The 12347-nt window shown below is 60.8% G+C and carries 13 protein-coding genes; 4 read left to right on the top strand and 9 right to left on the bottom strand.

Translation table 11 applies throughout. The features are described 5' to 3' along the window. Window positions 1-191: 191 nt before the first annotated feature. Window positions 192-1016, bottom strand: coding sequence for a TatD family hydrolase (locus tag HMPREF2760_RS11855; RefSeq protein ID WP_070520929.1), 825 nt, complete (start codon window positions 1014-1016; stop codon window positions 192-194). Between the two features lie 24 nt (window positions 1017-1040). On the opposite strand from HMPREF2760_RS11855, the gene HMPREF2760_RS11850 reads away from it, so the two are divergent. Next, a complete protein-coding gene (locus HMPREF2760_RS11850) occupies window positions 1041-1535 on the top strand; it encodes a GNAT family N-acetyltransferase (protein WP_083304530.1) in 495 nt (164 codons plus the stop codon). Window positions 1536-1543: 8 nt separating this feature from the next. Further along, the gene (locus tag HMPREF2760_RS11845) at window positions 1544-2047 is read left to right on the top strand and encodes a GNAT family N-acetyltransferase (protein WP_070597500.1); all 504 of its coding nucleotides are present in this window, start codon (window positions 1544-1546) and stop codon (window positions 2045-2047) included. Window positions 2048-2230: 183 nt separating this feature from the next. Here the strand turns inward: HMPREF2760_RS11845 and HMPREF2760_RS11840 are convergent, their stop codons facing one another. The 6 genes from HMPREF2760_RS11840 to rsmI form a co-directional block, all read right to left on the bottom strand. Beyond that, window positions 2231-2491 (bottom strand): HigA family addiction module antitoxin, encoded by a 261-nt coding sequence (locus tag HMPREF2760_RS11840; RefSeq protein WP_070520778.1) that lies wholly within the window; start codon window positions 2489-2491, stop codon window positions 2231-2233. A 34-nt stretch (window positions 2492-2525) separates the two neighbouring features. Continuing rightward, entirely contained in the window at window positions 2526-2807 is a 282-nt protein-coding gene (locus HMPREF2760_RS11835; RefSeq protein ID WP_070565735.1) for a type II toxin-antitoxin system RelE/ParE family toxin, read from the bottom strand. A gap of 100 nt (window positions 2808-2907) precedes the next feature. Beyond that, window positions 2908-4101 (bottom strand): MFS transporter, encoded by a 1194-nt coding sequence (locus tag HMPREF2760_RS11830; RefSeq protein ID WP_070597497.1) that lies wholly within the window; start codon window positions 4099-4101, stop codon window positions 2908-2910. A gap of 5 nt (window positions 4102-4106) precedes the next feature. Continuing rightward, window positions 4107-5939, bottom strand: a complete 1833-nt coding sequence (metG, locus tag HMPREF2760_RS11825) for a methionine--tRNA ligase (RefSeq protein WP_070597495.1) — start codon at window positions 5937-5939, stop codon at window positions 4107-4109. Between the two features lie 77 nt (window positions 5940-6016). Beyond that, complete coding sequence (locus HMPREF2760_RS11820) at window positions 6017-7858, bottom strand: BCCT family transporter (RefSeq protein WP_070597493.1); 1842 nt, start codon at window positions 7856-7858, stop codon at window positions 6017-6019. Between the two features lie 296 nt (window positions 7859-8154). After that, a complete protein-coding gene (rsmI, locus tag HMPREF2760_RS11815) occupies window positions 8155-9003 on the bottom strand; it encodes a 16S rRNA (cytidine(1402)-2'-O)-methyltransferase (RefSeq protein WP_070597491.1) in 849 nt (282 codons plus the stop codon). Between the two features lie 38 nt (window positions 9004-9041). Here rsmI and HMPREF2760_RS11810 point away from each other — a divergent pair, with 38 nt between their 5' ends. Continuing rightward, window positions 9042-10655: a dolichyl-phosphate-mannose--protein mannosyltransferase gene (locus tag HMPREF2760_RS11810; RefSeq protein ID WP_148138861.1), complete on the top strand. Its 1614-nt coding sequence runs from the start codon at window positions 9042-9044 to the stop codon at window positions 10653-10655. Here the strand turns inward: HMPREF2760_RS11810 and HMPREF2760_RS11805 are convergent. Together HMPREF2760_RS11805 and HMPREF2760_RS11800 are read right to left on the bottom strand one after the other, a co-directional pair. Next, window positions 10652-11341: a zf-HC2 domain-containing protein gene (locus tag HMPREF2760_RS11805; RefSeq protein ID WP_070520764.1), complete on the bottom strand. Its 690-nt coding sequence runs from the start codon at window positions 11339-11341 to the stop codon at window positions 10652-10654. The genes HMPREF2760_RS11810 and HMPREF2760_RS11805 overlap by 4 nt on opposite strands. Further along, window positions 11328-11741 carry a DoxX family protein gene (locus tag HMPREF2760_RS11800; protein WP_070520761.1) on the bottom strand — a complete coding sequence of 138 codons (414 nt, stop codon included), beginning with the start codon at window positions 11739-11741 and terminating at the stop codon, window positions 11328-11330. The genes HMPREF2760_RS11805 and HMPREF2760_RS11800 overlap by 14 nt, the downstream gene beginning before the upstream one ends. Between HMPREF2760_RS11800 and HMPREF2760_RS11795 the strand changes: the two genes are divergently transcribed. Then, window positions 11704-12333: a methylated-DNA--[protein]-cysteine S-methyltransferase gene (locus tag HMPREF2760_RS11795; protein WP_318278302.1), complete on the top strand. Its 630-nt coding sequence runs from the start codon at window positions 11704-11706 to the stop codon at window positions 12331-12333. The genes HMPREF2760_RS11800 and HMPREF2760_RS11795 overlap by 38 nt on opposite strands. Window positions 12334-12347 lie beyond the last annotated feature (14 nt).

Below are 12347 nucleotides of genomic sequence, written 5' to 3'. Positions count from 1 at the left end.
TGAACGCCTGTCTCGGCGCGCCCCACGCGCGCCTGCCGGCGACATCACTACCGGACTAACTTTGAATAACAATACGGTAACAGAACGTAACTTAGAAAATGCATTCACGCGCCGCGGCCACTAGCAGCACACTCGTCACAACAAACACGTGCGCCACCACTGAGCAGCACCTTTAGATAAAGTGAAAATCCTCACACACCAAAGACCCGCGCGAAGGTCGTGGCCACCTCCGCCGCGAGGTCTTCCACTTCTTGACCACGCGCCTGCGCCACGCAACGGTACGTGTGCCCAATCAAGGAAGGCTCGTTGCGCGCACCCCGGAAAGGCTCCGGCGTCATGTACGGCGCATCCGTTTCAATCAGCAGTTGCCCTGCCGGGGCAATGGCAGCGGCCTGGCGCATTTCCTCATTGCGCTTGAAAGTAACGTTGCCGGCGAAAGACAGAACATAGCCGCGCTCAAGGGCTTCTTTGGCCACAGCGAGCGGCGAGGAAAAGCAGTGCAGCATCACCGTCGGCGGCTCGGGGCAATCCCCCAGCACACGCATGAGGTCCTCATCGGCCTCACGGTTGTGGATCATGAGCGTCTTTCCTACCTTGGCCGCCAATTCCGCGTGCCATCGAAGAGCCTCTTCCTGCACTTCGAGGGGCGCGGTGGTTTCCGGCTCGTGGTGAATCCAATAGGTATCTAAGCCTGTCTCCCCGATGGCCACGCAGCGCGGATCCGCAGCCATCTCGCTCAAGCGCAAACGAGCAGCCTCATCAAGTTCAGCCGCCTTAGTGGGGTGAATGGCGCACGCGGCATACACGTTGTCGAATTCCTGCGCCGCTGCCAAAGCCTTCTCCGCCTCAGCCAAGCCATCACCCACGGTAACGATGCGCTCTACCCCGGCTGCGCGAGCGCGGGCAACGAGCTCGGAATCATCGTCACGGCAGGAGGCAAGGTGCGTGTGGGCGTCGATAAGCTGGCTCAAACCTTCGGCGGGAACGGGCGTGGGGCGTGGCTTCTTCTTAGACATGGCTGCGAGTGTAGTCTTGCGCGCATGATTATCCGTGAAGCGACGGACGCCGACGTCCCCGCGATGACCGCCACGCTGAATTGGGCCATCCGGGAGACCCACTTCATCTTTCGCAGCGAACCCGCCACGGTGGAAGAGCGCACCGAGTATCTCCACCAGCTACGCCGCGACGGCTGCCCCTGCTTCGTGGCTTTCACTGACGACGGCACGTACTTGGGCTGGGCTCTCTACCGCCCCTACCGCGATCCCAAGGTGTGGCTGGGATGCTACGAGACCACGATCTACGTTGATCCCACCGCCCACGGCCGCGGGGTAGGCACGCGCTTGCTTGATGCAGTCGTTCAGCATGCCCGCAAGGCAGAGCAGGTCCATACGCTGCTGGCACTCATCGTGGCGGACAACGCCGCATCCATCAAGTTGCATGAGAAGTTCGGCTTTGCCACTGTAGGAACGTTAAAAGAAGTCAGCCGCAAAGCTGGGCGCTGGATAGACCTCACCCACTTGCAACTCATGGTTTAAGGAACATCATGCACGTCCGTCCCGCAGAGCTTGCCGACGCCTCCGCAATCGCCGCCATCTACAACTCCGCCTCCGCCGCGAAACCGGCCGCCAACCTCGTCACATGGCAGGAGTCCGTAGAGGACCGCGAGAAGTGGCTGGCGCAGATGGAAAAGGACAACTATCCGGTCTATGTCGCCGTGGACGACGACGAAATTGTCGGTTGGGCCGCCTACTTCCAATTCGTCACCCCAGCCATCTACTACGGCACGGCGGAGGACTCCATTTACATCGCGGAATCAGCGCGCGGCAAGGGCGTGGGCAGCGAGCTCATGGACACGCTCATGGATCACGCAAAGGAAAATGACTACGTGGAGACGATAATCACCTACATCGTGGACACCAACGAGTCCTCCATCGCCCTGCACAAGAAATTCGGCTTCGTGGAAACCGGCCGCATGCCCAATATCCACACCAAGGACGGCGTGCGGCTAGGGCTGGTGCACCTGCAGCGCGACTTCAACCGCTCCTAAAGCGGCTTGATTGCCGCCCCACCCCAGTGACGGCACTGCCCTACGCCCCACCTCAGTGACGGCACTGCCATTGTTGCCAAAGAACAAGCCAGATCTTGAGGCGAAGCGGGAAACTTTGGCAACAACGGCAGTTTCAACCCAAGAGACTCACACTGTGCTGCTCAGTCACTCCCCGCGCACAAGTTAAGCCGACGCTGCCTGAAGCGGCACAATATCGTCCAACTCAGCAAGAATTTTGTCTTCCGCGACATCCAAATCGTAGTGAGTCTGCAGTCCCAGCCAGAACTGTGGGGACATTCCAAAATATTTAGCCAAACGAAGAGCCGTATCGGCGGTAATAGCCCGCTTTCCGTGGACGATTTCGTTAATACGTCGAGGCGGGACCCCTATCGAAACAGCGAGTTTGTGTTGGGTAATCCCCATGTCCTTGAGAAAGTCCTCCATAAGGATTTCACCTGGGTGTACTGGGGGGAGCTTGTTAGTGGTAGTCAACGATCTCAACCTCCTCTGGCCCTAAAGCGGTCCACCGGAAGCAGATCCGCCATTGGTCATTGATACGAATACTATATTGACCCCGCCGATCGCCCTTCAAAGCTTCGAGCCTATTTCCTGGAGGAATCCGAAGCTCATCGAGCCTCTGAACGTAGCCCAATTGCCTCAGCTTGCGAAGAGCTACCGAGTGAATACGTGAATCAATCGAGAGCACCCTCTCTCGATTCCATAGACGCTCAGTGGCCCTATCCGCGAACGACTGAATCATAAACGCACCATACCCCCCATAACGCGACGCGTCAATAACGCGAGACGTTAACTCTAACTAACGCTGTAACACAAAAGCTACCGCAACTGGCGAGGACCTGCTAGGCAGCGAGCTCGTCGTCAATGTAGACCCGAGTGGTCGCACGCAGACCCGCGACCAGCATGCAGAAACAGAGCACCATGAGACCAATGAGCACAGCGGTCCAATCCCCGGTGGCCCCGCGCACCACTCCCACGGACAGCGGTACGAGGCCCGCCAAGACGTAGCCGCCCGGCTGAACGAAGCCGGAGAGCCGCGCCGTGGTGAGCGCGGTGCGCGTGCGGGCAGTGAGCAGAGCAAGCGCCAATGGGAAGCACATACCGCCGATCCCCATCAACGAGGCCCAGGCCAGCGGGGCGGCGTCGGCAGCCACGAGCACTCCACTCCACCCGGCACACGTGCACAAAGAAAGCACCACGGGAACGGGAGTCAGGCGGTTAAGACGCGAGATGAGCCACGGCATGACTACGCCGCCGAGAATATTGAAGACTCCGATGACGGCCAGCGCCACGCTGGCGGTGTTCTCACTCACGCCTTTTTCTACCAGCATGCGCGGCAGCCAGCCCATCTGGACATAGGCCATGGTGGACTGCAATCCGAAGAAAAAGAGCATGGCCACCGCAGTGGGTGAGGTGAACATGGGGCGTTGCACTTCCGCGCCATCAACCGTGCCGTGGGCGACGTCCTTGCCGGCCTTAGGCAGGACCACTATCCACGCCACCAGCTGGGCGATGGCGGGCAGGCACCAAATCCACAACGCACCTTGCCACGACCTTTGCGTCACCGCGGACAATGGGCCGAGTGCACTGGAAACGCCCAACATCGTGGTGTAGGTGGTCATCAGCGCCACCAACGTGCGGCCCGACCCATGCTGCTTGATCCATGCAGGAAGCAGCACATTTGCAAGCGCGATGCCGGCAACAACGCACAGGGTAAGCGCTACGAAAAGCGGAAAGCTACTGACCCATGGACGCAGGCCGAGCCCCGCAACCAAGGCCACCGTGCCGCCGGCTAGGGTTCGGCTTAGGCCCACGCGGCGCGCGATGGGAACCGCCGCCAACCCCATGGCGGCAAAACACAGCCCCGGCAGTGCGGTCAACAAGCCTGCCTGCCCAGAGCTGATTCCAAAGAAGTCTTGGATCTGCCCCAGCACCGGTGCCACCGAAGCAATACCGGAGCGCAGGTTCAGCGCGGTCAGGCAAACAACTGTGAAGAGTAGGACAGGCGCAAGTGTGCGCCGAAACGCCAAACCCACCCCTTCTACTTCTGAACCGGGGCCCACTCAGGGCCGGTCTCACCGAGCTCTGGGTCAAGCTTAGCTACCAGCGGCTTCGGCTTCTGCAGCGCGGTACCCGGGGTTATGTCGAATCGCTTCCACGCGGCCTGCTGCGCGGAGTAGTCACCCGTGATGATCGGGTACGGGTGATTCTCCGGCGGAAGGTTTACGCCAACAAGCTCAACCGGCATGTCATCCGTCACTTCCTCGATGCGCGGCTGTGCGGCCCACACTCCCTCGCGGCCCAGGGTCTCGTGCACCTTTTGGGCGGTAAACGGCAGGAACGGGGTCAGCATCACGTTGCAATCGGAGACCACCTGCAGCGCGGTCCACAACACCGTGGCCAGCCGCTCACGTTGGGTCTCATCCTTGGCCAGCTTCCACGGCTCCATAGCAGCGATGTAGGCATTGGCCTCACCCACGACGTGCATGATGGCGGTCATGGCTTGCTTAAACTTGGACTGCTCGAGGAAGCCCGCGGCGGTGGCAAAGGTTTCCTCTGCAAGCGACAAGATGTCCTTATCTGCCTGCTCCAGCGCGGCCGGTGCCGGCACCTCACCGAAGTTCTTGTGAGCCATCGACACGGTGCGGTTAACCAGGTTGCCCCAGCCGTTGGCGAGCTCGTTGTTAATGCGGCGCACGAACTCATCCCAGGTGAAGTCGGTGTCGTTGTTTTCCGGACCGGCAACGGCAATGAAGTAGCGCAGCGCGTCAGGACCAAACTCCTCAAGGAAGTCCTTGACGTAGATAACGACGCCCTTGGAAGAGGAGAACTTGGACCCGGACATGGTCAGGTATTCCGAAGACACGATTTCCGTCGGCAGGTTGAGCTCACCATAGGTATGCAGCTCACCGCCCTTAGAACCCTTGCCTGCGTAGCCCAAGAGCTCCGCCGGCCAGATCTGGGAGTGGAAGGTGATGTTGTCCTTGCCCTGGAAGTAGTAGTGGCGCGCCTGCGGGTTCTGCCAGTAGTCCTTCCACGCATCCGGGTTGCCGGTGCGGTGTGCCCACTCGATGGAAGAAGACAGGTAACCAATGACCGCGTCGAACCACACATAGAGCTTCTTCGCGCCATTGTCCTCCCAGCCCTCGACTGGAATGGGAATTCCCCAGTCGATGTCTCGGGTCATGGTGCGCGGGCGCATGTCCTCCAGCAGGTTGAGGGAGAACTTGAGAACGTTGGGGCGCCAATCCTCACGAGTCTTCAACCACTCTTCGAGGACCTCCTTGACCGCAGGCAGATCCAGCAGGAAGTGCTCGGTGTCAATAAACTCCGGGGTCTCTCCGTTGATCTTGGATACTGGGTTAATCAGGTCCACCGGATCGAGCTGGTTGCCGCAGTTATCGCACTGGTCACCGCGCGCGCCATCGGCGCCACACAGCGGGCAGGTGCCCTCAATATAGCGGTCCGGCAAAGTGCGGCCAGTGGACGGCGAGATCGCGCCCTGGGTGGTCTCCTTAATCATGTAGCCGTTCTCGTAGAGCCCCTTGAACAGCTCCTGCACCACCGCGTAATGGTTGCGCGTCGTGGTGCGGGTAAAGAGGTCATAAGACAGGCCGAGCCCAGCCAGGTCGGTGACGATCTGGCGGTTGTAGCGATCCGCCAACTCACGCACCGTCACGCCTTCCTTGTCCGCCTGAACCAGCAGCGGGGTGCCGTGTTCATCGGTACCAGAAACCATGAGGACGTCGTTGCCACGCATTCGCTGGAACCGGGCGAACACGTCGGAAGGAACACCGAAGCCCGCCACGTGTCCGATGTGGCGGGGTCCGTTGGCATAGGGCCAAGCAACATTAACGACAACTGTCTCAGTCATGGCCTCTACTCTATCGAACACCCCCTCACCGGCAATGCAGTGAGGGGGTGCAGAGGAGAAAAGCTCGCGCGCCAGAACTAGTTCTTGTGGCTGTGCTGGCGACGGCGGGCCTTGAAGGCCTGTTCGCGCTGGAATTCGCGGTGCAGGCGACGCTCACGCGCCATCTTGCGCTGGAAGGCCTGGGATTCGCGGTACTCGCGGTAAATCACGTCATTGCGCAAGTCCTTGAAGATAGCGAACATCAGTCCGACAAGGATGAAGAGGAATGGCAGAGCTGCCACGATGGTGACGTTCTGCAGGTTCGACAGGGAATCCTCGCTCGACAGCAACAACGTCAGACCGACGGCTGCGGTCAACACGCCCCATGCTGCAGATAGCCACGGCTTGGCGGTGGTGGCGCCAGACTGGGACATCGAGCCCATGACTGTCGACGCCGAGTCGGCCGACGTGATGAAGAACGTGGCCAGCAGCAGGGCGGCAACGATGCCCGCAACGAAACCACCAGGCAAGTTCTGCAGGAGGTTGAACAGTTCTTGCTCGGCAGAGTCGCCAGAGATGGAGTTGCCGTTTTGCTCCATGTGGATAGCGGTACCACCAAAGATGGCAAACCATACGGTGGAGACGCCGGCTGGAACCAAGAGCACACCAATGCAGAATTCGCGGACGGAACGGCCGCGGGAAATGCGCGCAAGGAACATACCAACAAACGGCGACCAGGAAACCCACCACGCCCAGTAGAAGATTGTCCACGTCGACAGCCATTCGCCGGCGGTTCCATTGTCGGACTCAGCGGTACGAGCGATCATCTCGGTGAAGTTCGCCAGGTAGTTACCGATGGAACCCGGAATCTGGTTCAGAATCGACACCGTCGGGCCAAAGATGAACACGAAGATGGCCAGCAGGGCTGCCAGGACCATGTTGGTGTTAGAGAGGTACTGAATACCTTTGCCCACACCAGACATGGCCGACAAGATAAAGGCCAAAGTCAGTACCACAACGATGCCAATCACGACGCTCTGCGTGGGGTTCTCAATAATCCCGGACGCTTCCAGCCCCGCTTGGATCTGCATAGCGCCTAGGCCCAACGAGCAGGCAGTACCGAAGACAGTGGCGAAGATGGCCAAGATATCAATGATCTTGCCCACGGCGCCATCGGCAGCACGCTGGCCGATGAGCGGCACAAAGGTCTGGCTCAATAGCTGCTTACGGCCGATACGGAAGGTGGAATAAGCGATGGCGAGGCCGACGATGGCATATACCGCCCACGGGTGGAGAGTCCAGTGGAACATGGCCGTGGCCATTGAGGTTCCTACCTCGTGCTCACCATGGCCGGGAACTCCGTTCTTAAAATAGTTGAGCGGCTCGGAAGCACCGTAGAACATCAGGCCGATGCCCATGCCAGCCGCGAACATCATCGCAATCCACGAGACCGTGGAGAATTCCGGCTCTTCGTTGATCTTGCCCAAACGAATAGTGCCGAACTTAGAGGCCGCGATGCAGATGACAAAGATAACGAAGATGGTGCCGAAGAGCACATAAGCCCAGCCAAAGTTTGTCACCACAAAGTTGAGAGCGTTGCTGGAGAATGAACCGAAGCTCTCCGGCGCGACCAGTCCCCATGCCACGAAGGCAGCGATGAGGAGGCCCGCGATACCGACGATGCTCCAATCAATCGGTGAGTCGATGCCACCGGGCCCAAACTTGTCGTCCTCTTCTGCTTCTACGGGCAAAGCTGCAGCCGAAGGGTCAAACTCCTTATTGGTGAGCATGTCCTGAAGCTGGCTCGTAGCTGACGTCGCCTCTAGGCGCTCGTCGACAGTGCGGTAATCATCCGACGCGGCCGGCGAGCTTTGTTCTTGGGAGGCGGCCGAAGACACCCCCGTGTCCTTCACATTGTCTGTATTGGTCGAGTCTGTCATACCTTCAAACCATGGTGCTGTCCCATCAACTAGTCAAACCATAGCGCTCATAAAAAAGCTGCACAGCGGGCTTATTTCACAGCCGCAGCGCTCGGAAGGCGGGCAATTTCCTCCATGCACTTCTCCACACAGTGCACACCCTTCAGCACCATTCTGTGCGCCAACTGTGCAGCGTGTCCATACAATCCGTCTCTGCCTCCGGCTACCGCCCAGGCTCCCTCAACCTTTATGCGAATAACGATGCCATAACGATTGCCCGAAAAGAGACGGTCATCACCAGAAACCTGAGGTGGTGCTCAGCCGCGCGCAGCAAGGTAAGCGTCATAGAGCTCACGGTTGGACCATGCCGTTCCCGCCGCCGCCTTCTTGCACGCATCCTTGGCACGCACACCCCGCTCTACTTCTGCCCGGACCTGCTCAACGAGGGTCTCCATCGACACGGGTGCGGCCTCACCGCCCTCGATTACTACGGTGATTTCGCCCCGCGCATTCTCTTCAGCCCACTCCGCGAGCTCGCCTAGGCAGCCTCGCTTAATCTCCTCGTAGGTCTTCGTCAGCTCCCGGCACACAGCGGCGCGACGGTCGGCGCCGAGGATCGCGGAGGCGTCGCCAAGCGTCTGCGCCAAACGGTGCGGGGACTCGAAGAACGCAATCGCGCGCTGCTCCCCCACCAAGGACTCCAGCCACGCCTTGCGCGGCCCAGGCTTGCGCGGCGGGAAGGCATCGAAGAGAAAATGCCCCACCCCCAGACCAGACAGCGCAAGAGCCGTCGGCACCGCCGAGGGTCCTGGGAAGCAGGTCACGGGCACGTCTGCCTCCACTGCTGCGGTGACGATGGAGTGCCCAGGATCAGACACCAGGGGCATACCGGCGTCGGACACCACGAGCACTGTCCCGGTCCGGGCGGCGGCGACGAGAGCACGCGAACGCTCCTCTTCGTTGTGGTCGAAATTGGACACCACCCTGCCGCGGATCTCCACCCCTAATGCCTGGGCCAGATTGCGAACGCGACGGGTATCTTCCGCGGCAATGACATCTGCGTGACCCAAAGCTTGCATCAAGCGGGCTGAAGCGTCACCGGGGTTTCCCAGCGGCGTGGCGGCAAGGATGACCCCACGCGGCAAGGGTTCAAGCTGAAGACTCATACTCCCCAGCATGGCACACGCACGCTAGACTCATCCGAGTGAGTATCGCAACCCCTACCGATCGATCTGGCCGCATCAAGCGCCCGCGTCCTTCTCTCGCAAGCGGCGCCCATACCCGGCCAGCGCCTCCTGCTCCCCGGCCCTATGTCTGGACAACGGCTGACACGATCAGCACCGCGATCATCGCGGCGCTGGCTTTTCTCACGCGCTTCATTGGCCTGACCTCCCCGGTCTCCGAAGGCACGCCCGTCTTCGATGAGAAGCACTACGTGCCGCAGGCCTGGGACATGGTTACCAGCTGGCATAACCTTTTTATCGGCGGTATCGAGTCCAATCCGGGCTATGGCCTTGTCGTCCACCCGCCGCTGGCCAAGCAGATTGTTGCGATTTCGGAGGCCCTCTTCGGCTACACCCCATTGGGATGGCGCTGCATGGCCGCGCTCTTTGGCGTGGGCACGGTCCTGCTGACTATGGCGCTGGCTCGCCGATTGTCTGGTTCATGGCAGGTTGGATTCCTGGCTGGTCTGCTCGCAGTGTGCGATGGTGTGCTTCTCGTGGCCTCCAAGTTTGGCATGCTGGACATCTTCCAAGTCTTCTTCGTCGTTGCCGCCGCGTGGGCCTTGGCGCGCGACCACCAGCAGATGCGCGAGCGCCTCCACGCCGCTTTCCTTTCGGGCACCATGGGTGATTCCGACTTCGGTCCTCGTTTTGGTTTCCGGTGGTGGCGCTTTGCGGCCGGAGTCTTCCTGGGGCTAACACTTTCTGTGAAGTGGTCAGGCCTGTACTACATCATGTTCTTCGGCCTCATGAGCGTCTTCTCGGACCTCGCGCTGCGCCGTCTTTATGGCGTGCGCCGCTACATCGTGGGCACGCTGGTACGCGATACGCCCGCGGCCCTCGCCTCCATCGTCGCGGTTCCTGTAGCGCTCTACGCGTGGTCATGGCGCGCTTGGTTCGCCGATGAAACCGCCGTCTACCACCACGCCAAGGTTGACGGCACTATCGAAGAAGGGTCCTGGCTACTCAACCTCCCCGAGCCGCTCGCCGGCTGGTTCTACTACCACTCCTCCGTGCTGGAATTCCACGCCTCCTTGACCACTTCAGGCGGCCACAGCCACCCCTGGGATTCCAAGCCGTGGGCCTGGCTGGTGGCCGCACGCCCCATCCTCTACTACTCCTCCACCGACATTTCCTGTGGCGACGGCGGATCCTGCCGCAAGATGCTGTACCTGTTTGGCACCCCGGCCATTTGGTGGCTGGTCATTCCAGCGGTGCTGTGGGGACTGTGGTCCTTGCTCGTGCGCCGCAACCGCGCCTTCCTCATCCCGCTCGTGGGCGCCGCGGCGGGTTTCCTACCCTGGCTAGCGGTCTTCGACCGCCAGATGTACTTCTTTTATGCCACGGCGTTTATCCCGTTCATCATCGTGCTCATCGCGTTGGCCTTGGGCCAAATGATCGGGCGCGGCCGCAAACTGGAATGGCACTGGCTCGCAAGGCTCTTCGGTTCCGCGATGCCGCTGGGCACCTTCATCACGGTGTGCTACGCCGCACTCGTTGTAGCGATGTTTGCCTACTTCTCCCCGATCCTCTACGGCTACATGATCCCGGATTCTTGGTACAACTCCATCATGTGGCTGCCGTCGTGGACCTAACGCGGGCTAGCAGATAGCGTCCGATAAACGTCCCGCAGCAGGAACCCCCGGTCCGCCGCCCAAGCCCAGCCCAGGCAGGCGGTGGCGAGCCCGGTGCCGATGAGGATATAAAGCTGCCCCGCGGCGACGCTACCCAGGGCAAAATCGCGCATGGTAAAGCCGCACAGGAACGCGAACATTGTGCACGCCACCGGCAGCAATCCGGGCGCTGAGGCAGGGCGCCATGCAGCAAAACCCAAACCGCTGGCAAGGCCGAAGCGCAGTGCTGCGGCCTCGATCAACAGGCGCGCGCGCTCCGGGTCAGCGCCTTCTGCAAGGGTCCCTTCGCTCTCCAGGGTGGTCAAACCCGAAGCGCTGACGACGACCACAATCGCCCACACAAGAAATGCCACGGACAGCACACCGAGGGCTACTCGCGCCAACGACAGCGAAGCCTGCCGGGTGCTCGAAGCTCGCTGCCATTCTGGCTCCACGCCAGCGAGGATTACCTCGGATAGATCCTGCGGCGGTGCTCCATCCGGTTCCACAAGGCTCAACGACCGGGATAGAGCCGCTGCCTTGTCCCGGAAGGCCGCACAGTCTGGGCAGCTGGAAACGTGTGCCTCGATGACGTCAGGCGACAGCTGCGGGGCTTCCCCGTCTAACTGCGCGGAAATCGCTGCCTGCACTTGCTCATGCGTCAGCACGGCTCAGCACTCCATCCACGCTCGCCCGGCCGGAACCGAAGACCACGATCATGAGCAATGACACGATGAGAACCAGCGGGTACTCGATGCCGCCATCGGCCGCGAAGAGACCGTTACCGATGTGCACGAAATACAATGCGCACGCCATGAGCAGCGCTAAAGCCCCCGCAACAAAGGTCGTGAGAAGGCCTACCACCAGGGCCGCCCCGCCCAGCATTTCCGCGAAGGCAGCCAAGTATGCCGAGGTCTGCGGCTGTGGGACCCCCATGGCGGAGAACTGCCCGGTAATTTCGTCCATCCCGCTAAAGAACATCTTGTCCACGCCGTGCGCCACGAAGATTACTCCCAGCACCGCGCGGAAGATGAGGAGCGCGGCATCGCGTACGGCGGGTCTATTCATGGTTCATAGACTACCCTGGATAGCCACCTCCCTCCGAAAGGACTCCCCACCCAGCATGCTTACGTGGACCACTACGAACACGCCTCTAGGTTGCCTCACCCTCGTGGGATCTGCGCGAGGTTTATCTCATGTGTATTTCGACGGCGAATCTCCGGATCTTAGAAGCATGCAACGCCTCACGGATGTCACCGAACCTGGCTCTGCGGGCGCGGTGCTTGTCGACGCCTCTCAACAAATTGCCGAGTATTTTGCCGGCACGCGGAGGGATTTTGAGCTGCTTCTCGCCGTGCCTGAGTCCCCGCGCACCTTCCGGGATCGGGCGCAGCGTGCTCTGCGCGATATCCCATTCGGGGAACGTTGGACCTATTCGACTCTTGCCACCGCCGCCGGTAGCGCGCAGGCCGCACGTGCCGCGGGGAGCGCCTGTGCCACCAACCCGCTTCCTATTGTGGTGCCGTGTCACCGCGTCGTACCGGCTGGCGGCGGTGTGGGTTCCTATCGCGGAGGCGCAGCCGCGAAGCAGATGCTTCTGGACCACGAGGCCGCGTGCTGCGGCACTAATCCGCAGAGAGCCCTTGGCAACCACGGGTAGCCCTGGGGAACCGA

This window comes from Corynebacterium sp. HMSC065D07 (assembly GCF_001810695.1).
GTDB classification, from domain to species: domain Bacteria; phylum Actinomycetota; class Actinomycetes; order Mycobacteriales; family Mycobacteriaceae; genus Corynebacterium; species Corynebacterium hesseae.
The sequence above is the reverse complement of the archived record's forward strand: the minus strand, read 5'-3'. Positions and strand labels throughout refer to the sequence as shown.